We start from the raw sequence: 21,496 nt of genomic DNA, 5'->3' as shown, positions 1-21,496 counted from the left end.
ATCTGAAATTAAAAAGCAGGCCTAACGGTCTGCTTTTTTTTTATTTAACATCTGCGAATTATGTAAATCTCCCCGAAAAAGGTATAACCTAATTTGTAATTTTTAAAGCATCTTTGTTATGTGTTAATTTGATCGTTGGTTAGAGAATCAAAGCGAGTAATCTAATCCGGCATTAGAAAGCAGACTTAGATGTCTGCTTTTTTTTTCAGTAATATTAAATACTAAGGATAAAAAGTTAACTGACCTTTTATGAGTATCTCAAAAATTCATCTGGAACACTAATATAAATAGATTAAAAAAAGGAAGAATCATAGATAGAAGCTTAGCGCTAACAGAAATCAAAAAATAAAAATACCAAAAAAGTACTACAAGCTGAAGATATCTGCGAGTTATGTAATCATTTTAAAATTTTATGTAACAGCCTTACAGGACTAATGATAGATCTTTGCAATGCCATTAATATTGGAAGAGTACTAATTAACAACGGTGTAATATATTCATGCCATCCAATCATCTCCAATTAAGAAATTTTTGGCAAAAAAAATGATTTAAAAAAAATTAAAAACAAATCCCTCAATGGAGTTAATCTTTTTAAAATATAGAATAATGAGGCTTGTTCTAATAGGTTTAACTATTATAACCCTTATTTTGTTATTTTTTGTTATAATTAGCAATATTAATATTTAAAGTTGTACCATTTTTTGTTTAAGTTAAACAAAATCATCAAGGTCTATAAAGTTTTTGGTAATGCGGTCAAAAAAAAGCATTGAAAATAATATTGATGAATTAATTAAAACACATATTTTTTATAAATAATCTTTAAAACAAAAAAATCTTGATAATTCAATTAAATACCGATAAAAATATAGCTGGAAATGAAAGACTTGAAAGTTATTTGAACTCAATATTAAAAGCCGAACTTTCGAATTTTAGCAATAATATAACTAGAATTGAAGTTCATCTTTCAGACGAAAATAGTCAGAAAAAAGGAGAGAATGATAAACGTTGCATGCTCGAAGCCCGGATTGAAAACAGACAACCCATTGCTGTTACTAGCCATGCTAATACTTTAGAAAAAGCGGTGAATGATGCGCTTGAAAAATTAATGGCTTCATTAAAAACCATTGGAGGGCGTTTAAAGAATTATTAAACTTGGTAGGATGAATGTCACTAAATCCTATGTTCTTCCGTTCGAATTAAACAAGGCCATACAATCAGGAACCATATATAGAAGAAAATTTTTTAAACTTTAAAAAAGTTGGTATATATGATACAAAGACCCTTTATCTGTTTTTATACCTTCATTTCTTTACCTTATGAAAACGAAAGCGAACGTGATTTAAGCATGAAACGCAACAATAACTTTAAATATATAACTTTCTGATGAAATCATGTAAAATTATTGATTTCATATAGATTATCTTTGATTTATATTTGTTTGGCCTATGCCACTTTACACATATTTTATTCCATAAAATGATAAGCTAACTATTTAATACTCTCGATAGATTATTTGTTTTTTTCACTTTATGCCAGTTTCCTCGGTAACGGATTCAAAATAATTTTTAAAAAATAAATAATGACCAATATATTAGAATATGAGAAGCTAATCATTGCCAATAAAGAACTTGTATTACAAAATAAACGGATAGCTAAACGAGCTACAGATCTATCCATTGCAAATAGAAAACTCGCTAATCTCAATAAAGAAAAAAAAGTTGGGTCAATGAGCGGGTTTTTATTGATCAATCACTAAAACATGCAAAAGAAAAAATAATAAGGATTAGCCGCCTTTTTGCCTTTATTAGCAAGATTAATCAAAAAATTGCACGCTTAAAAGATAAAGAATCACTTTTCAAAAATGTATGTCAAATTGCTATTAAACATGGTGAATTCAAAATGGCATGGATAGGAATACCGGATGGAGCATACAAGAAAATCAAACTTGTTGAGCAACGAGGTATGTCTGCTGAAGATGTCCGTATGTTTTTTGATATATCCCAACCAGATATTGGCTTTCAAGAAATTATATTGGGTAAAAGCACATATTATGTCTGCAATAATATAGAGCATGATTTTCCATTAGAAAACATGAAGCCATTTATGGCAGATCGGGGGTTACTTTCATGTATGATTGTGCCAATTAAAAAGAAAGATAAAATTATCGGAACTTTTAATTTGTTTGCTTCTGAATTAAATTATTTCAAAAAGGAAGAAATTGCTTTATTAGTAACAATGACCAAAGATATTTCCTTTGCTCTTGATTTATTTGAAAAAGCAAAAAAGCAAAAAGAACAGTTGATCTTACAACATGAAAACCGTTTTCGCTTCTTGATTGAGAAAAGTACTGAGATAAATACCATTTCATGCAAGGAGGGTAAGATTGTGTATGGAAGTCCATCTATTAAAAAGATATTAGGGTATACTAAAGAGGAATATTTAAATAAATATCCACAGAATCTTATTCATCCAGAAGATTTAAAAGAGTATCTAAAAAAACGTAATAAAACATCACAAAAACTTGGTGGATCATTTCATTTTGAGCATCGAAGACTTCATAAAAATGGAAGTTGGATCTGGTGTGATGGAACGGTTACCAACCATTTTAATGTACCTCAGTTAAATGGGTTGGTTTCTAATTTCCGAGATATTTCTGAAAAGAAATTGAATGATATTGAAAAGGAGTTTGATAAAAACAATTTGCATGCTCTAATTAATAACACGAAAGATTTAATGTGGAGTGTAGATAAAGATTTCCATTTGATTACTTCCAATGAGCGTTTTGATGAGGCCATGAAGCTTAATTTGGGCAAGATAATTACAAAGAGGACTAATATACTTAGCACATTATTAAACCCAGAACAGCGGAAGAGGTACAAAATATTTTATAAGCGTGCATTTACGGGAGATACATTTACAGAGGTTGAATATACGAATAGTCCGATTGAGATTTGGTCTGAAATTTCTTTTTACCCTATTTTTAAAGGGAAGGAAGTTATTGGAACGGCATGCCATTCGCAGGATATAACAGAGAGAAAAAAAACAGAAACATTACTTCGTAAAAGTGAGACATTTAATTTAGGCGTCCTTAATTCTTTAAGCGCTCACATTGCTGTTATTGATACTTTTGGAAGTATTATTGCTACTAATGATGTTTGGGAGCAATTTGCATTTAATAACGGAGAAGCTACTTTACTGCGCACTGGGGTGGGTAGTAATTATTTTGAGGTCTGTAGGAAATCTGCTGAAAGCGGTGATGAGGTTGCATCTGATACTTTGAAAGGGATGATGGATGTATTGCAAGGGAAAAAAAATGATTTCTATCTTGAATACCCTTGCCATGCTCCTAACGAGCAGCGATGGTTTGGAATGCGCGTAAAAAGATTTGAAAGTGATAACGCCATGCTAGTGGTTACACATGTTAACATTACTGAGCGTAAACTTGCGGTAGACGAACTTATGGGCACCTCTAATAAACTTCAACTTGCCCTAAATGATATTACTAAAATAATGGATTCGTCATTGGATGTTATTTGCGCAGTAGATGCAAAAGGAAATTTCTTGAAGGTAAGTGCTGCTAGCGAAGCTGTGTGGGGATATAAGCCTGAAGAACTTATTGGCAAACCCCTCATCAATTTTGTTTATCATGAAGATAGTGAGAATACACAGTTAACCGCAGATAATGTCATGACAGGTAACGACCTTATGCATTTTGAAAACAGGTATGTTCGTAAAGATGGTACATTAGTACCAATTGAATGGTCTGCCCGCTGGGATGAAAAACACCAAGTAAGATATGGGATTGCAAGAGATGTTACTGAGAAAAAAAGATTGGAAAAGGCTTTTGAAATTGAGAGGCAGCAATTCTTTGATTTGTTCACTGAAGCGCCTTCAGGTATGGGCGTATTAATAGGGCCCAATCACAGGTTTGAAATGGCTAACCCGCCTTATTTAAAATTAATTGGCAAAAAGAATATTATTGGTCAATTAGTAAAAGACGTTTTGCCTGAAGTTGAGGAGCAAGGGTTTATTGAAATGTTAGATAAAGTTTACAAAACAGGCAAAGCATTTTCTGCTAATGAAATGCTTGTTAAATTAGATATTAATAGTAGCGGTGAACCTGTTGACAGATATTTAAATTTTCTATACCAGCCACATATTGGAAATGGGGGAAAAACAGATAAGATTCTTTTCTTTGCGGTGGACGTATCAGAACAGGTACTATCACGCAAAAGGATAGAAGAAAGTGAAGCTCGATTAAATGAAGCTCAAACCATTTCAAAAATGGGTAATTGGGAAATGGATTTGAATACCCATAGCGTAATATGGTCTGATGAGATTTTCAGAATATTTGAAATAGATATGGATAACCATAAACCGTCTCACTCAAACTTTTTAGAATATGTGCACCATAAGGATCGTACTGAAGTGGATTTAGTGTTCAAAAGTTCATTTGAAAATTCTTCTATAAATGTATTTGAACATCGTATTGTAACAACATCGCTTAAGGTAAAGGTAATAGAGCAGCGTTGGAAAATTTTGAAAGACAATAATGGTAATCCTACACGAGCAATAGGTACATGCCAAGATATTACAGAAAGTAAAAGAATTAAGCAGGAGTTAGAATTAACCCAATTTGTATTTGATCATGCCAGTGATGCCATTTTTTGGATGTCATCTGATGCCAAAATAGTTAACGTTAATGAGGCAGCATCCAATTCACTTGGCTATACCCGTAAAGAATTGTTAAGTCTGTCAGTTCCTGATATTGATCCAGACTTCAACATTGAATTATGGTCTACTTTTTTTCCTGAGCTACGTGAAAAGCATTCTATCTCCATAGAAACTACACAGCTAAGAAAAGATGGTTCCTCTTTTCCAGTTGAGATAAGATCCAACTATATAAAATTTGGAGATAAAGAATTTAGTTGTGCTTTTGTTCGAGACATTTCAGAACGGAAAATTGTAGAACAAAATCTTGAAAGGCAACATAGAGAACTCCAAAAAACCAACACTGAATTAGATCGCTTTGTATACAGTGCATCACACGATTTAAGAGCCCCGTTAGCTTCTTTACTTGGTTTGATAGACATGACGACCGATGATATTGATTCTAGCAATAGTTTGCAAATGGAATATATGGGCATGATGAGACAAAGTGTTTTAAAACTGGATAATTTCATAGAGGATATTCTGAACTATTCGCGTAATGCACGGACAGAATTAGAAAAGGATAACATTGTATTTGAAGAGATGGTTCAGGAAGCATTTGTAAAACATGAATTCATGGATGAAAATAACGAGTTTAAGCTAAATGTTGACGTTAAGCAAGCCACAGAATTCATTTCAGACAAGAGAAGAATAAGCGTTATACTGAATAATTTGATATCCAATGCCATAAAATACAAAGATGCAGCAAAAGAAAAATCATTTGTTAATGTATCAATTCTGTCAGATAAAAATAGTGCAACAATCATTATAGAAGATAACGGCATAGGTATTGCAGTAAAAGATACTGCAAAGATATTCGAAATGTTTTATCGGGCATCGACACAGTCCACAGGTTCAGGCCTTGGCTTATACATTGTAAAAGAAACCATTGATAAGCTGAAAGGAAACATTATAATTGAATCAGAAAAATCGGTTGGTTCAAAATTTACAATCACCATTCTTAATTTAAATAATCATGAAAACAACAACTATATTACTGATTGATGACAATAATATTGACAGTTATATAACAAGACATTTACTTTTGAAAAATAAAATTGCTGAAAACATTATTGTTCTGTCATCGGCCATTGATGCATTAAAATTCCTAGAAGAGGTACAAAATGAGCCTGAGCGAATTCCTGATTATATATTTCTTGACATTAGAATGCCCGAAATGGATGGGTTTGAATTTTTGAATGAATATGACCGTTTACCAGATACTATTAAAAATAAATGTAATATTTTTATGCTTAGCTCCTCGAACGACCAGCAGGATATTGATAAGGCAGCGCGCTATTCTCATGTGAAGAGGTTTTTAACAAAACCCTTAAATGTAAATACACTTTAAGAGAACTGAAATAAAAATGTTTAAAATTAATCCTTCAATTTCAAGAAGTAGATAGTCTACAGTAGATTAAATATTCTTCAAAATAAAAAAAGCTCGAAGACTTTCTAATTTTAAAGTTAAAAGGTTCGGCTTTTTACTTATATAAATTCAAAAATTAAATTGAATTTCACATACAATAGCATTAATTTTAGAATAGAAAATATAGATTGGTATTTCAACAAATGTTCGTTTTTTGCTTATTTTGGAATATGAAATCCACAATAGGAGGGGATTGAGCAAATAGTTAGAATCCTGATTGAATCAGTTTTATTTTACAAATCTCATTAATATGTCTTCAGTTTTTTATTAATTTATTTTGAAAAGCTTTGAAATAAATTGTACCAAATTTGTACCATAAAGCAATAAAGTGTTATAAACATTATAAGATTATGTTCTGTATCGGGAAGTAATTACAGCAAACTTATTATTAAAATTCACCATTATTTTTTAAAATTAGTTTTTTATAAAATCAGCGTAAAACCCATTCCCTAATTAAGGATATAAAGATATTATTAATAATAGGTTTCGCCATAAAATCGTTCATTCCAGCTTCTAAACATTTTGTCTTTTCATCTCTCATTATACCTGCAGTAATTCCTATTATTGGAATACTTTTATAGCTTTTTTGATTTAAAAAGAGTGTGTTTTCAATTTCTCTAATTTTAGCGGTGGCTTCATAGCCATTCATAATTGGCATCTGAACATCCATTAATATAAAATCAGGCTTGTTTTTCTTAAATAGTTCAATAGCCATTTTTCCATCATAGGCCTTGAGAATTGTCGAATTAGGCAAAATATTTTGAATGAGTACTTCTGCTAGAAAAATGTTTGTATCATTGTCGTCAACAACCAGAATTTTAATGGCAAGTGATTTCAAATCTTTATCAATAAGTATATCTCCATGCCGCTGATTAATATTATTAGAAACTTTTGAATTACTTGATTCTTCCATAATAGGCTTAAAAGAAACATCAAAATAAAATTGACTTCCTTTTCCAATTTCACTTTCTAATTGAAGATTGGAATCCATCATAGCTAATATTCCATTACAAATACTCAAACCAAGCCCAGCCCCACCATATTGCTTAGTAGTTGACAAATCTTCTTGAGTAAATGCCTCAAATATTTTGTTCTTATTTTGTGTACTAATACCAATGCCGGTGTCACGAACGGAAAAACGAAACATATGCGCAGCTTGGGAGTTTGTATGCATCAACTGTAAACTGAGCTCAATTTCACCCTCTTTGGTAAACTTAATAGCATTGCTCACCAAATTTATTAGCACTTGTTGTAGTCGCAAGCCATCAGTTAATACATAGCGAGGTAAATTGGTTCCAGTTTTTATATGAAAATTAATTTTTTTCTCTTGATTTTGATAACTAAACATGTTTTTAACCTGCTTGATAAGCTCAAATAAATTCACTTTCTCTTCCGCCAGTTCCATTTTACCTGCTTCAATTTTTGACAAGTCAAGAATATCATTAATGATGTAAATTAAATTGTGAGCGGATTCGTTGAGGGTAGTCATGTAATGTTTTTGTGTCTCGTCTAAGGAAGTCTTCATGAGTAATTCAGAAAAACCAATAACACCATTAAGAGGTGTTCTTATTTCATGACTCATATTCGCCAGAAACTCTGATTTTAATTTGTTAGCCGCCTCCGCTTGATCTTTGGCAATGCTTAAATTCTCTTGTTGCGCAATATGTTCAGTAATGTCTTTAACGATACCTATTGCCTGAACGAATTCTCCATTTGAATCAAACTCCGCTTCACCCACGGCTTTAATCCATTTAGTAGAATTGTTAGCAATGATTCTGTATTCTATATCATATTCTTCACCTTCTTTAATGGCTTTATCCCAAGATTGCATCACATGTTTACGGTCATCAGCATGTATAGCAGACATCCAATCATCAATACTGATAAGCTTTCCTAAGGGCCAACCAAACATAATCTGTGCCTCTTCGTTCAACTCGAAAAATGGTGTTGATGATGCCTTTATTATCCAACTACCCAGCTTACCAATTTTTTGGGATCGTTTTAGAAACTTTGTCAAAGCTACCTTTTTTATTTCTCCTTCTTTCTGTGCTGTGATGTCTCTCACAATCCCCAAAGCTTGCATAAAATTTCCATCAGTATCAAACACCACATCTCCAAAAGTTTCTATCCACTTTATATTATGCTTAGCAGATATAATGCGATAAACTACAGCATATTCACCATGTTTAGTAGCCATTTGCCACTTTTCATTGACATAATCTTTATCATCTGGATGGACATAAATGAGCATGTCTTCATAAGTAATAGATTTGCCAAATGGTATATCGAATAGTTTGTAGGTTTCCGCAGACCATTCCAAAAACTCATTTCCAGCATATACGGCCCAATAACCTACTTTTCCTGCTTCCTGAACACGCTTGAGTTGTTCTAGTTGGTTTTTATATTTTTCTAATTCATCATTGGTATTAACCATTTTTATGCCTTAAAATTAGTGTTCAGTATAGTAGCTTGCTTTCCTAATTCAATTTTTGTATCATTTAAAAATAATAGTATTTAACAAAATACCTTTATAGTTTGGTGTCTAATCAAGTATTAATATCATTCTCATATTCTTTCACTACCTCATTTTTTGTTAAAATCGCGCTCAAGTTCAATACGCTACTACCTAACGTAAGATTCTAAATTATTAAAATTTTCTCAAAAAATGTTTAAAAAAGGTAACTATATAATATGGTTACAATTTTTTCTCTGATTCACTATTCTTTTTTTTCTTCAAAATTGTTATTACCTTAGTTTCAACAATTGGAAGTTTTTATACTGTTTAGAAATTCATAACAATTGACTTTTTTTGATATTTTACTTAATATTTATGGGGCTTATATAATTTATTCTTTAAAAAATTAATCTCCTAAAACATATTGATACTTTCATAAATGTTTGTTTGTTTAGTTTATTTAGTTATTTTAGTAGAAAATACTTTCATTTTTTTATCGTTAATAACACTTTAAACAACCGTTTAAATCAAACGGTATATAATATCTTAATATAAATATCAAAGCCAATGAAAGATTTTCAGCAGATTGATACAGGTGGTGATATCTTCAAACAGATATTTAAATTAACGGTTATTCCAATCTTAGTGCATGATATGGAGATGAATATTATGAATGCCAATGATAGTGCCGTCGAGCAGTTTGGTTTTTCTAGAAATGAACTACTTAATATGAGTATATTAGACCTTCATGTTGTGGAAGAACTTGGACATTCAAATGAGGTTTTAAAAAAGATGGAACATGAGATGAAGTTAAGTGTGGAGACAAGTTTTCAAAGAAAAGATGGGTCTATTTTTATAGCTGAGGCTACACCATGTCGTTTTATGTTAAGGGATATTCCATTGGTACATGTATTCATTCAAGATATTACACAGCGCAAGCAAGAGCAAAAGCAATTACAGGAAATCAATAGTGCATTGGAAAATGAGATTGCTAAAGTAAAAAGGTACTCCAAAGAGATTATATTAAAAAACAAGGAACTAGAAGATTTTTCTTATGTAGCTGCACACGATTTGAAAGCCCCGATTACTAATCTTTCCCTTATCATGGATATGATAAATACGGATACTATTACAGATCAACTCAGAATAGAGTTGTTCGGTCAATTAGAAAAAAGTATTGTACAACTTCAAAAAACGGTATTTTCATTAAATGATGTTATTAATTTTAAAACAACATTAAAAGATAAGAAAATAAGGCTACAATTCGATGAAATATTTAGTGAAATAAAAGAGGGTATTAATGAGAAACTTAATAAAGCAGAAGCTATAATCAATGTGGATTTTTCAGAATGCCCAGAAATTGATTACCCGTCTCTACATTTAAAAAGCATCATGCAAAACCTTCTTACCAATGCGGTGAAGTACAAAGACCCAGATAAGGCACTGAAAATAGAAGTAAAAACCACTATGCATAATAAAAGGGTATGTTTAAAAGTAAAAGACAACGGACTTGGTTTTGATTCCGAGAAATATAAAGAAAAGGTATTTGGATTATTCAAACGGTTGCACAATCATGTGGAGGGAGCAGGCGTTGGAATGTATATTGTTAAATCTATTATAGATACGCACGGAGGGAAAATTGAAGTTACAAGTAAGCCAAAAAAAGGAGCTATGTTTAATGTTTACCTAAATAATGAAACGATATGAATTGCAAAGTATTATTGATAGAAGATGATGAATCAACTAATTTTATACATAAATTAGTTTTGAAAAGTGCAGGTATTGAATTTGTAGATGAGGCACTTAACGGAATGGATGCCTGCAATTATCTAGAAAACATTTGCCCAGACATTATTTTTTTAGATATCAATATGCCAGTAATGGACGGGTGGGAATTCTTAAAAGAAAAGTATGAAAGGTCACTTTGCCAACATGTGAAGATTGCCATGCTAACATCATCTTTACGACCTGAAGATAGAAAAAAAGCGAAAAATTACTCCTCTATAATTGCTTACTATGAAAAGCCACTTACTTTGGATAAAATTGAAGAGCTAAAGAAAAAGTTAGCTGCTTAAATAGCATTCCCTTATTAATAGTGGTAAGCTTTAGTTAGAATTTGACTTTTTATAAAGAGCAAAAAGAATAGACACTAACCAATTGATAATTTTAAATAACTAATTTTACCATTTATTCTGAAACTTTACCACTTATTACTTTGTTGTTTTGAATGAGAAAAAATTGAACTAATATTATACTCACAAAAGTTTAATTTTTCATGTGAGAGACGAAAAGTTAATAATAGCAATTTACAGAACCAAGGAAGCCTAATAAGCTTCCTTGGTTTATTTTATAAAGTATATAAAAGTATAAAATCTTGTTTATAAACATAGGGCAAGCAATTCTATTCATAGAAAACTTCACCATAATTAATTAGTAATTTCAAATAAATTAGACGTCGAATACAGATAGTTTAGAGACCACTTATTTCTTGGACAAAAATAAATGACTATATTTTTACAAAAGTTTGAAGCGACAAGCAAACGAAAACCTTAATTATTAAAAATAATATCTAATTAAACCTGTTAAATTTCATATAAACATAATTCTCATATAATTTTTTTCTTATATTTATTTGAAAGAAAAATCTTTTTTATACTATTTTACGTAAATAAAATAAAGTCTAATATTTGTAGATACATAAAAATATAGTTGATTTTCAATCAATAACATACTCTATATAAGCCTTTAGCATCAATTAGAAAAACAAGTAAAAATTTGATTAATACCTCAGTAAACTATTAATAGATACCAATTATAATTGACCAATTATCATGAATAATATAGCAGATTATAAGTATGCTTTAGATCAATCTTCTATTTTGGCAATTACTGACCAAAAAGGAATTATTATTCATGTAAATGATAACTTTTGTAAAATATCAAAATATTCGGTTAAAGAGCTGATAGGTCAAGACCATCGTATTATAAATTCAGGATATCATACAAAGGCGTTTATTAAGAATCTTTGGTCTACTATCGCCAATGGTGAGGTGTGGAAAGGGGAACTTAAAAACAAAGCGAAGGACGGTACTACTTATTGGGTTGACACTACCATTGTTCCTTTTTTAAATGCAGATAACAAGCCTTACCAATATGTTGCCATTCGGTCTGACATTACGGATAGAAAAAATGGAGAGGAAGAAATTAAAAAGACCTTAAAAGAAATTTCCGATTATAAATATGCCTTAGACCAATCTTCTATTTTAGCAATTACCGACCAAAAAGGAGTCATTACTCATGTAAATGAAAACTTTTGTAAAATATCAAAGTATTCGGTTAAAGAGCTAATAGGTCAAGACCATCGCATTATAAATTCAGGATATCATTCAAAGGCGTTTATCAAGGAACTATGGACTACCATCGCCAATGGTGAGGTGTGGAAAGGAGAACTTAAAAACAAAGCGAAGGACGGCACAACTTATTGGGTTGACACTACTATTGTTCCCTTTTTAAATGCGGATAACAAGCCATACCAATATGTTGCCATTCGGTCTGACATTACGGACAGAAAAAATGGAGAAGAAGAAATTAAAAAGACCTTAAAAGAAATTTCCGATTATAAGTATGCTTTAGACCAATCTTCTATCTTGGCAATTACTGACCAAAAAGGAATTATTACTCATGTAAATGAAAACTTTTGTAAAATATCAAAATATTCGCTTAATGAACTCATAGGTCAAGACCATCGCATTATAAATTCGGGGTATCATTCAAAGGAATTTATCAAGGAACTTTGGGTAACTATTGCCAATGGTAAGGTATGGAAAGGTGAACTTAAAAACAGAGCGAAAGACGGTAGTGCCTATTGGGTCGATACAACGATTGTTCCCTTTTTAAATGCGGATAACAAGCCATACCAATATGTTGCTATTCGGTCTGATATAACGGATAGAAAAAAAGGAGAAGAAGAAATAAAGAGAAATCATGCAAAGGCTATAGAACACACCAAAATATTGGAATTTAAAAATGAACAACTTATCGATTTCTGTAATATTGTTTCGCATAATTTAAGAGCGCCTTTGATAAATATATCAATGCTAGTAGATTATATTGAAATAAGTCAAGATGATGAAGAACGGAAAGAAATGCTTTCGAAAATAAAGCCGGTTGTGAATCATTTAATGGATGTTTTTAATGAATTGGTAGAATCTATACAAGTGACATACGATACAGAAATACAGGTGGACAAGATAGATTTAAAAACTTGTTTACATAAAATATTGAGAGGATTTGAAACTCAAATTCAAGAGTATGATGCAGATATTCAATTTGACTTAAACCAAGCCTCAACAATTTATTTTCCTGAAAAATATATAGAAAGTATTCTAACCAATTTAATAAGTAACGCACTAAAGTATAAATCTCCTATTAGGAAGCCTGTAATTATAATAAAAACTATAAAAGCAGAAAATAATAAGGTCATATTATCTGTAACTGATAATGGTTTAGGTATTGATTTAGTGTTACACAAGGATAAAATTTTTAAAATCCGTAAAACATTTCACAAACATCCAGATGCGAAAGGATTTGGTTTATTTATTACAAAAACCCATATGGAAGCTATGAATGGAAAAATTTGGGCTGAGAGCCAACCAGATAAAGGAAGTACTTTTTTTATAGAGTTTAAAAACCAAAAAGCATGAACAAGATAAAAAACTTAACACTTGTTGATGATGATGATGTTTTTGTTTTATTAACAAAAATAGCGATTAAGAAAACCAATCTTGTTGACCAAATTATGGTTTTTAGCAATGGTTTAGATGCTTTAATATTTTTAAAAGAAATGAAAAATAATGAAGACGCATTACCCGAAATCATTTTTTTAGACCTAAGTATGCCTATAATGGATGGTTGGCAATTTCTTGAAGAATTCTCTAAACTCCATCCAAAACTGGCAAAAAAGGTTACAATTTATATTTGTTCCTCATCTATTTCGCCTCGAGATATTTTGCGTGCGAAAACAATTAATGAGGTTTCTGATTATATTATTAAACCTATTACTAAAGACAAATTAAAAGATATAATTCATAGACTTAATTAAAAAAATAGTAATTAAAAATAAGAGATCATTTTATATTTAAACTGAAAAATTACAGTTATGTAGTTTCTTTAGACTTTTTTTATTATATTTCATATTGTTGGAATAGTAAATTAAATTAATTTTTATTGTTTTAACATAGATCCTTCTCTCAATCGACTTGTAATTAACTCAAGTAAAAGAAAAAATCAAGTTCATTAAATGAATTTTTTTTAGATTCTTTTATAAAAAATAATCACTTTTTTGTTTATCGAAAAAAAATAACCTAAAATAATTAATGGAAGTTTAAATGAGAGATGGAAACGAATTTTTTGAAAACAGAAACAGATTAGGGGAACTAATAAAATACCGTATTCTTAATACACCTCCAGAAAAGAAATTTGATGACCTTGCTAAATTAATGGCAATGACTTGCGATGTTCCTATAGCCCTAATCACCTTTATGGATGATAAAAATCAATACTTTAAATCTCGTTACGGAATCGATTTTACAGAAAATCCTATTGAAAATTCTTTTTGTAATCATATTTTAAAAACCCCTAATAAGGTTACAGAAATCTCAAATCTTCGCAAAGATAACAGCGTGTCTCAAAATCCGTTTATTGTTAATAACCCTAAATTATCCTTTTATGCTGGCTATCCTTTAATAAATGCAGATGGTTATCTATTAGGAAGTATTTGTTTATATGGCTTTCAGGTAAAAAAACTTAGTAACACCCAAAAAGATGCTTTAAAAATTATAGCACAGCAAATCATTGAATTGCTGGAACTAAGAAAAAGCCAACTATTTATTGATGAAGCAAAAAATAAACGACTATTAGATAATGTAAATCTTAAAAAAGGTATTGATGCTATTGGTTTGGCTACTTGGGAATGGAATATTACAACCAATGTATGCCAGTTTAGTAATGGATGGGCGGAATTATTAGGATATAAATTATCTGAATTAGAACCAACTAATTTTCAAACCTGGGTAGATTTGGTACACCCAGACGATATCTCCATAGCTTCAGATAACTACTATAATGCTCTTATAAAGCATGATAACATTCTAGATGTTGAATTTAGAATGCGTAAAAAAGATGGGAAATATCTATGGATTCAATCCAAGGGTAAAACAATAAAAAAAGATACTAATGGTAAGCCTATTATTGCTTTTGGAATTCATATAGATATTAATGACAAAAAATTAGCTGAAAAGCAATTAAAAAGAATAAATGAAAACATTCCTGCTGCTGTATTCAGGTATGTGGCTTACAGTAATGGTACAAGTAAACTATTGTATTACACCAAAAAATTAAACCAACTATATGACTTGCCAGAAGACCTTTCTCTTGATGGCGACAATATAAAGCTTGTTTGGAATAAAATACATCCTGATGATTTAACGAAAGTTCAAGCAGCTGTTGAAAAATCTAAAAGAGAATTATCAGAATATAAAGCAGACTATAGAATTATTAATGATAATGGCAAGACAAAATGGTTATCAGCAAGTGGGTCTATATTTTTTAGTAATGATGAAGAAACAGTTTGGGATACAGCCGTATTTGATGTTACTGAAGAAAAACTCGCTTCAATTAAATTGGAAGAAATAAACAATCAATTAAAAAAAGCTCAAAAAATTGGTAAACTAGGCTATTGGAAACATAATTTAGATCAAGATTCCTTAACATGGTCTACCGAAATTTATAATTTATTAGAATTAGATGAAAATAAAACGACTCCGTCATTTGAATTGTTTTATAACATGTTACATCCAGAAGATAAACAACAATTCTATGAAGAAAGTACTAAGGCACAAGTAGAAAATAAAGTTGCTCTTATAGAGCATAGAATATTACTTCCAGATGACAGAATTAAGTGGTTTGAGTTAACTACAGGAATTGAGGACTTTAATTTAAAAAACGAAAAGATTAGAGAATGGGTGGTACAGGATATTACAGAACAAAAATTATTGTCAATATCTGTAGAAGAAAGTAATAATAGATTTAGACTTGCTACCCAAGCTACTGCTGATATAATTTGGGACTGGGATATTAAAGAAAACCGTATCCTATTTGGAGAGAATTTTAGTAAATTTATTAAAAATGATTTTGAAGATGACCAAATTAAAAGCGACTATTTTATAAGAAAATGTATTCATGCTAATGATAGAAGTCGGGTTAGAAAAAGTTTAATGAATGCTCTTAATAATGAAGAGGACTATTGGAAATGTAAATACAGAGTAAAATCAAATCAGGGTGATTATTTATACATACAAGACAATGCTTTAATAATAAGAGATAAGAAAGGCAAGGCATTACGTATGGTAGGAGCCATGAATGAAATTACTGAGCAAAAAGAACAGACTAAAAAATTAAGACAATTAAATAAAATTTTAAAAATTAAATCTTTAGATTTAATTCGATCTAATGATGACCTAGAACAGTTTGCTTATGTAGCCTCTCATGATCTTCAAGAACCTTTACGTATGATTACTAGTTTTTTAACACTTCTTGAAAAAAGATATGAAGACAAATTAGATGATAAAGCCAAAACATACATTCATTTTGCTGTTGATGGTGCTAAAAGAATGCGAACTATTATTCTTGATTTACTAGATTATTCTAGAGTTGGTAAAACAGAAAGTAAGTTAACAAATGTTGATGTTAATGAATTGGTAAACGATGTTATCAATTTTAATCACCGCACAATAAGCAAGTTAAATGCAACTATTAAAGTAGAAGAATTACCAATCATAAATTCTTATAATTCTGAACTTACACATGTGTTTTCTAACATATTGGGTAATGCCTTAAAGTATCAAGTTCCAAATATAAAACCAGAAATAATAATATCTTGTAGTGATATTAAAACCCATTGGGAATTTTCAATTGAAGACAATGGTATTGGGATCGATGAAAAATATACAGACCAAGTGTTTGTTATTTTTAAAAGACTTCACTCTAAAGAAGAATACTCTGGAACAGGTATTGGCTTAGCTATTTCAAAAAAGATTATTAATACCTTAGGTGGGGAGATTTGGATTGAAAAAGCAAAAAAACAAGGCAGTATATTTAAATTTACAATAAAAAAACAATAATTATGAAAAACGTACACATCCTTTTGGTTGAAGATAATGAAGGGGATATTTTGTTAACAACAGAAGCTTTAGAAGAAGTGAAGCTTGCAAATACTGTTAGTATAGCTCGAGATGGTGAGGCCGCTATTAAATTTTTAAACAAAGAAGCTCCTTATCAAAATGAAGAAGAACCTGATTTAATTTTGCTAGATATTAATCTTCCAAAAGTAAATGGGCAAGAAGTTTTAAAACATATTAAATCGAGTGAACATTTAAAACATATTCCAGTTATAGTACTTACCACATCATCTTCTTATGAAGATGTAACGAGTTCTTACAGGAGTTATGCTAATTGTTATATTGTGAAACCAGTAGAAATAGATGACTTTATAAAAGCAATAGGACAAATAGAAAATTTTTGGATAAGCATTGTTAAACTTCCAAGTAAATAACAGTAAATGTCTCTCGATAAAAAAACATATAATATTTTACTTATAGAAGATAATCCAGGAGATCTTTTACTAATTCAAGAATACTTAGATGAATATTTAAGAAATTCTTTTATAGATATTGCAACTACATTAAAAGAGGGCAAAGCCCTATTGTTAAGTCCTGAAAAAAAATATGATGTTATATTATTAGACTTAGATCTACCAGACTCGAAAGGAGATAGTCTTATTAAAGTTGTTTTAAAACTTTCCAAAAAAACGCCAATAATTGTATTAACTGGTTATTCTGATATGCCCTATATATTATCAGTTGTAAAAAAAGGGGCCTATGATTATATATTAAAAGATCAGCTTAATAGTTTTACACTATATAAAAGTATTCTTCATAATATTGATAGACATCATCATGTTGAACAATTAGAGAACTCATCTAAAAGAAATTTAAACCTTTTTCAGTTAAGCCCCCAACCTATATTAGTTTTCAATAAAAAAACTTACAAAATAGAAGAAGTTAATGATGCAGCCATAACCACCTATGGATATAGTAGAAAGGAATTTTTAGAACTCAGTAAAAATGAACTTTATCATGAAGAAGATCGCAACGTTTTATTTGAGGTTACTGAAAATGAAATTAACTTAATGCAATTTAAAAGGACTGGTTTTAGAGGTGTTTTTAGGCATTTAAAAAAGAATGGAGAGATTATTCATGTAGAGGTGTTTACAAATGATTTAGGGATTAATAAACAAAATATATCTGTAATTTATGATGTTTCAGATAAAATTAAGCACACAAGTGCCATTGAAGAACAAAATAATAAATTAAAGGAAATAGCATGGATACAATCTCATGTAGTAAGAGCACCATTAGCTAGAATGATGGGTTTAATAGATTTATTAAGTTTAAGTGAAGACGAAGTTTCAGATGAGGTTTCTTATTGTTTAAAAGAAATCATTAAATCTTCTGTAGAGCTTGATAAAATAATAAACGATATATCTAACAAAACATTAATGTTTAATGCTTCAGCAAAAGCAAAACCCGAATAAAATGGATTTACAAGTAATTGTGGTGGATGATGATGACGTAGCATGTTTTTTATTAAACAAGTTTTTAATACATGCAGGGTTTTCCGAGCCAAAAATTTATTTAAAAGCTATGGATGCTCTAGACTATTTAAATAATGAACAAAATACGGAAGTTACGTATGCTATATTTTTAGATATTAATATGCCTTTAATGAATGGCTGGAAATTTTTAGATGAGTTGGAAGCTAAACATATTAAATCAAAATATTTTATATTCTTAATAACGTCATCGATTAATCCAAAGGATAAAGATAAATCATTAACCTATAACCATGTCATAGATTTATTAGTAAAACCGATAAATTTAAGTGATTTAAAAGCGCTAAAAAAACAATATTTAGCCTCCTTTTTTAATAGAATCGAGTAATGGTGATTAAAGAATTATCTATAAAATTAAAAGCTATATTTATATAAAGTAAAATACGCTACAAAACACTTTTAATATAATCTACAGTTATAGGTTTGCTTGTAAAAAGATTAATATTTTCTTCAACTTTAGCTTTATATATATATTTGTCATCAACAGTAGATGATACTATACAAATTTTACAATAATCTTTAACTTTAGTAGGTAAAAGTTTAAATTGTTCAATAAACTGAAAACCATTCATTAAAGGCATGTAAATATCTAAAAAAATTAATCTTGGCAATTTTAGTAAATTATCTTTATTTAATTCTAAATAATTTATTGCTAACTGCCCTGAGTCGAATTCTAAAACTTCATCTGCTAAATGATTACTTAGAATCAAGCGAGACGTGATATACAAGTCAAACTCATTATCATCAATAATCATTATAATATTATTTTTTAAATTCATCTTTTTTAAATTCTACACTATTATAAATTTATAAATTTAGAGAAGCCTTCCTGCCTTCTTTTTGCTATTGGAAGTTTTGCGTTGTTTGAAAATTCACAATAGTAGCCATCTTTTTTTGTTATTTTTATGATATGTTTAATATTTATGATATAGGAATGATGTATTCTATAAAAAAACACATCACCTAAAACATCTTGATATTCGCCTAAATTTTTACTTGATAAAATTTTAGTGCCATCAACCAGATTGAACTCTGTATACTTACCATCTGCTTTACAAAAAATAATATCCTCTTTTTTAATTAACTCTATTTTGTCTATAAAGGCGACAGATATGTAATCATTATTTAAATACAGAGAGTTTATTGAATTTAAATCTTTGATTTTTTGATTTTGAAATGCCATTTCCATTTTAATATAAGTGCTCACCTTATATATAGATAAAATAATATCATTAGTAGCTAATGGTTTTAATAAAAAATCTATCGCTTTTTGTTTATAGGCTTCAAATGCCTTTTGCTTTTCAGTAGAAATAAAAACAAACTTTGGCCTGTTGAATGTCAAATCATTAATGTAGTTTATATCTAATAAATTTTTGTCGGTAGGATTTAAAAAAATTAAATCAGGTTCATGTGTTTTTATTAATTCTATTCCACTTGAAATATTTTCTGAAGAACCAACTATAGAAATAATTATATGATTTTCTAGCGCAAATTGCTTTAACGAAGCAACTGAATTAGCATCATCATCAATAATTATAGCCGTTGTTAACCTCATTTATATTTGTCTTTATTTGATCTTTTTTTCAAAAAATAAAATTTGGATTTTTAGTGTTGATATAATTTTAAATATACATAATTTATTCGTTAAAATTTGTTGTAAGTTAACAAAAGACCCAATTATGGCTTTAATTGACGTATATCAGTTAATAACTGAGTTATATAGACATTTTATTTTTTGCTAACTTTTTGGTAGCTCAATAACAAATATGGTACCTCCATTTTTTACAGAACTCACCTTCAATTCACCCTTAAGACCCTCAACAATTTTTCTACAAGTAGACAATCCTAAACCACTGCCAGAAAATTCACTTTGGTTGTGCAAACGTTTAAAAGGGTTAAATATAATATCAAAATATTCGGCATCAATCCCTATTCCATTATCTTCAACTGAAAGCGTCCATTTAAAATCTGATTCTTGACATGTTACTTTAACTTCTGGGCTACATCCTTCTTTTTGAAACTTTAAAGCGTTCCCAATCAAATTTTCAAACAGTGTAGATATAGCTATTTTTGAGGATATAATAGTTGGCAGGCTAGAAGTAATTAGTTTTGCATTTGTTATGCATAGATCTTGCGTTAATAATTCAAAAACTTTTTTGACTAATTTTTCTAAATCAATGTGCTCCTTATTAATAGTATCAATATCACTTTTAGAATAATCTAATAAACCAATTATCAATTTATTCATTCGTTTAATATTCTCAAAAATAAATTTCAAATACTGTTCATCGTTATCATCCCATAAATTGTTGTACTTATCATTAAGCATGTCTATAAATGATTTAATTCCATTTATGGGTGATTTTAAATCATGTGCAGCCATTGCTGAGAACTCCGAGCTACGTTTATATGAATAGTCAAGCTTTTCTTTATAGGAATTTAGAGCGATGTTACTCTCTCTTAATTTAAGAAGATGCATTACCTGGTTTGAAAGATGCTCAAGGGCCTTTATTTGATCTTTATTTAATGCCCTTTTAGATTTATCAATAACACATAATGTTCCTATTTTAATACCCTCATCATTACTTAAAGTAACTCCAGCATAATATACAATATTTGGGTTTGAAAGTACTAATGGGTTTTCTTTAAACCTGTTATCGATTGTGGCATCATCAACTATAAAAATATCTTCGTCATTTTTTATTGCATGCGCACAAAAAGACTGATCGATTGGTGTTTGATCAACATCTAAACCATAATGGGATTTAAAGAACTGATTTTTATTATCAACTAAACTAATTAATGCGATTGGGGTATTGCAAATAAAAGCAGCAAGACTTGTAATATCATCAAACATCTTTTCGGGAGGTGTATACATGATGTCTAATTCTTGTAATGCCTTAGTTCTTAACAAATCTTCATTTTCTTTCATTTTTTTAGAGTATAAATCAAATGTACTAAATTAAATAACTATAAACATCTGCACTACTTATTTTGAGATTGATTATGTATAAACAATTTAGCTTCCTTAATCACTCTATTAGAGATAATATTAATAACTGTAATTTATTTATAATATAAGAAAACAGTTATTCCAGATAGTTTCCAGTTGTTAATTACCATACTTGTATATAAATAGATGTTGATATATTTAAGCAATAACAGTTTTAGT

General features: G+C 29.6%; 16 protein-coding genes. 12 read left to right on the top strand and 4 right to left on the bottom strand.

From position 1 onward, the window contains the following. Nucleotides 1-835: 835 nt before the first annotated feature. The 4 genes from RHP49_16465 to RHP49_16450 all read left to right on the top strand — a co-directional run bounded on the left by RHP49_16465 (nucleotide 836) and on the right by RHP49_16450 (nucleotide 6,061). Complete coding sequence (locus RHP49_16465) at nucleotides 836-1,150, top strand: HPF/RaiA family ribosome-associated protein (protein ID WNH12468.1); 315 nt, start codon at nucleotides 836-838, stop codon at nucleotides 1,148-1,150. A 429-nt stretch (nucleotides 1,151-1,579) separates the two neighbouring features. Beyond that, nucleotides 1,580-1,756 (top strand): hypothetical protein, encoded by a 177-nt coding sequence (locus tag RHP49_16460; protein ID WNH12467.1) that lies wholly within the window; start codon nucleotides 1,580-1,582, stop codon nucleotides 1,754-1,756. Further along, nucleotides 1,741-5,715: a PAS domain S-box protein gene (locus RHP49_16455; protein WNH14441.1), complete on the top strand. Its 3,975-nt coding sequence runs from the start codon at nucleotides 1,741-1,743 to the stop codon at nucleotides 5,713-5,715. Before RHP49_16460 ends, RHP49_16455 begins: the two co-directional genes overlap by 16 nt. Beyond that, the gene (locus tag RHP49_16450; GenBank protein ID WNH12466.1) at nucleotides 5,687-6,061 is read left to right on the top strand and encodes a response regulator; all 375 of its coding nucleotides are present in this window, start codon (nucleotides 5,687-5,689) and stop codon (nucleotides 6,059-6,061) included. The genes RHP49_16455 and RHP49_16450 overlap by 29 nt, the downstream gene beginning before the upstream one ends. A 508-nt stretch (nucleotides 6,062-6,569) precedes the next feature. Here the strand turns inward: RHP49_16450 and RHP49_16445 are convergent. Continuing rightward, on the bottom strand, nucleotides 6,570-8,573 hold the full coding sequence (locus RHP49_16445) for a PAS domain-containing protein (GenBank protein ID WNH12465.1): 2,004 nt from the start codon (nucleotides 8,571-8,573) through the stop codon (nucleotides 6,570-6,572). A 588-nt stretch (nucleotides 8,574-9,161) separates the two neighbouring features. Here RHP49_16445 and RHP49_16440 point away from each other — a divergent pair. The 8 genes from RHP49_16440 to RHP49_16405 all read left to right on the top strand — a co-directional run bounded on the left by RHP49_16440 (nucleotide 9,162) and on the right by RHP49_16405 (nucleotide 18,652). Beyond that, nucleotides 9,162-10,301 (top strand): PAS domain-containing sensor histidine kinase, encoded by a 1,140-nt coding sequence (locus RHP49_16440; GenBank protein WNH12464.1) that lies wholly within the window; start codon nucleotides 9,162-9,164, stop codon nucleotides 10,299-10,301. Further along, complete coding sequence (locus tag RHP49_16435) at nucleotides 10,298-10,669, top strand: response regulator (GenBank protein ID WNH12463.1); 372 nt, start codon at nucleotides 10,298-10,300, stop codon at nucleotides 10,667-10,669. The genes RHP49_16440 and RHP49_16435 overlap by 4 nt, the downstream gene beginning before the upstream one ends. A 756-nt stretch (nucleotides 10,670-11,425) precedes the next feature. After that, nucleotides 11,426-13,297 carry a PAS domain-containing sensor histidine kinase gene (locus RHP49_16430; GenBank protein WNH12462.1) on the top strand — a complete coding sequence of 624 codons (1,872 nt, stop codon included), beginning with the start codon at nucleotides 11,426-11,428 and terminating at the stop codon, nucleotides 13,295-13,297. Next, nucleotides 13,294-13,695, top strand: a complete 402-nt coding sequence (locus tag RHP49_16425) for a response regulator (GenBank protein WNH12461.1) — start codon at nucleotides 13,294-13,296, stop codon at nucleotides 13,693-13,695. The genes RHP49_16430 and RHP49_16425 overlap by 4 nt, the downstream gene beginning before the upstream one ends. A 286-nt stretch (nucleotides 13,696-13,981) precedes the next feature. Further along, complete coding sequence (locus RHP49_16420; protein ID WNH12460.1) at nucleotides 13,982-16,774, top strand: PAS domain-containing protein; 2,793 nt, start codon at nucleotides 13,982-13,984, stop codon at nucleotides 16,772-16,774. Nucleotides 16,775-16,776: 2 nt separating this feature from the next. Then, complete coding sequence (locus RHP49_16415) at nucleotides 16,777-17,205, top strand: response regulator (GenBank protein WNH12459.1); 429 nt, start codon at nucleotides 16,777-16,779, stop codon at nucleotides 17,203-17,205. Between the two features lie 6 nt (nucleotides 17,206-17,211). Then, nucleotides 17,212-18,246, top strand: a complete 1,035-nt coding sequence (locus tag RHP49_16410) for a response regulator (protein WNH12458.1) — start codon at nucleotides 17,212-17,214, stop codon at nucleotides 18,244-18,246. Nucleotide 18,247: 1 nt separating this feature from the next. Beyond that, on the top strand, nucleotides 18,248-18,652 hold the full coding sequence (locus tag RHP49_16405) for a response regulator (protein ID WNH12457.1): 405 nt from the start codon (nucleotides 18,248-18,250) through the stop codon (nucleotides 18,650-18,652). A gap of 58 nt (nucleotides 18,653-18,710) precedes the next feature. Here the strand turns inward: RHP49_16405 and RHP49_16400 are convergent, their stop codons facing one another. The 3 genes from RHP49_16400 to RHP49_16390 all read right to left on the bottom strand — a co-directional run bounded on the left by RHP49_16400 (nucleotide 18,711) and on the right by RHP49_16390 (nucleotide 21,256). Beyond that, the gene (locus RHP49_16400; protein ID WNH12456.1) at nucleotides 18,711-19,103 is read right to left on the bottom strand and encodes a response regulator; all 393 of its coding nucleotides are present in this window, start codon (nucleotides 19,101-19,103) and stop codon (nucleotides 18,711-18,713) included. 20 nt (nucleotides 19,104-19,123) lie between these two features. After that, complete coding sequence (locus RHP49_16395; protein ID WNH12455.1) at nucleotides 19,124-19,879, bottom strand: LytTR family DNA-binding domain-containing protein; 756 nt, start codon at nucleotides 19,877-19,879, stop codon at nucleotides 19,124-19,126. Nucleotides 19,880-20,062: 183 nt separating this feature from the next. Next, nucleotides 20,063-21,256, bottom strand: coding sequence for a GAF domain-containing sensor histidine kinase (locus RHP49_16390; GenBank protein ID WNH12454.1), 1,194 nt, complete (start codon nucleotides 21,254-21,256; stop codon nucleotides 20,063-20,065). Nucleotides 21,257-21,496: the final 240 nt, after the last annotated feature.

The sequence above is a fragment of the Flavobacteriaceae bacterium HL-DH10 genome (genome assembly GCA_031826515.1).
In the GTDB taxonomy this organism is placed as follows: Bacteria; Bacteroidota; Bacteroidia; order Flavobacteriales; family Flavobacteriaceae; genus Thalassobellus; species Thalassobellus suaedae.
Note: the sequence above shows the minus strand (reverse complement) of the source record. Positions and strands in the feature narration are given on the sequence as shown.

Coding starts and splice junctions, on each gene's coding strand:
- RHP49_16460 (WNH12467.1), top strand. CDS start 1,580: ATGACCAATATATTAGAATATGAGAAGCTAATCATTGCCAATAAAGAA.
- RHP49_16450 (WNH12466.1), top strand. CDS start 5,687: ATGAAAACAACAACTATATTACTGATTGATGACAATAATATTGACAGT.
- RHP49_16445 (WNH12465.1), bottom strand. CDS start 8,573: ATGGTTAATACCAATGATGAATTAGAAAAATATAAAAACCAACTAGAA.
- RHP49_16440 (WNH12464.1), top strand. CDS start 9,162: ATGAAAGATTTTCAGCAGATTGATACAGGTGGTGATATCTTCAAACAG.
- RHP49_16435 (WNH12463.1), top strand. CDS start 10,298: ATGAATTGCAAAGTATTATTGATAGAAGATGATGAATCAACTAATTTT.
- RHP49_16430 (WNH12462.1), top strand. CDS start 11,426: ATGAATAATATAGCAGATTATAAGTATGCTTTAGATCAATCTTCTATT.
- RHP49_16425 (WNH12461.1), top strand. CDS start 13,294: ATGAACAAGATAAAAAACTTAACACTTGTTGATGATGATGATGTTTTT.
- RHP49_16420 (WNH12460.1), top strand. CDS start 13,982: ATGAGAGATGGAAACGAATTTTTTGAAAACAGAAACAGATTAGGGGAA.
- RHP49_16415 (WNH12459.1), top strand. CDS start 16,777: ATGAAAAACGTACACATCCTTTTGGTTGAAGATAATGAAGGGGATATT.
- RHP49_16410 (WNH12458.1), top strand. CDS start 17,212: ATGTCTCTCGATAAAAAAACATATAATATTTTACTTATAGAAGATAAT.
- RHP49_16405 (WNH12457.1), top strand. CDS start 18,248: ATGGATTTACAAGTAATTGTGGTGGATGATGATGACGTAGCATGTTTT.
- RHP49_16400 (WNH12456.1), bottom strand. CDS start 19,103: ATGAATTTAAAAAATAATATTATAATGATTATTGATGATAATGAGTTT.
- RHP49_16395 (WNH12455.1), bottom strand. CDS start 19,879: ATGAGGTTAACAACGGCTATAATTATTGATGATGATGCTAATTCAGTT.
- RHP49_16390 (WNH12454.1), bottom strand. CDS start 21,256: ATGAAAGAAAATGAAGATTTGTTAAGAACTAAGGCATTACAAGAATTA.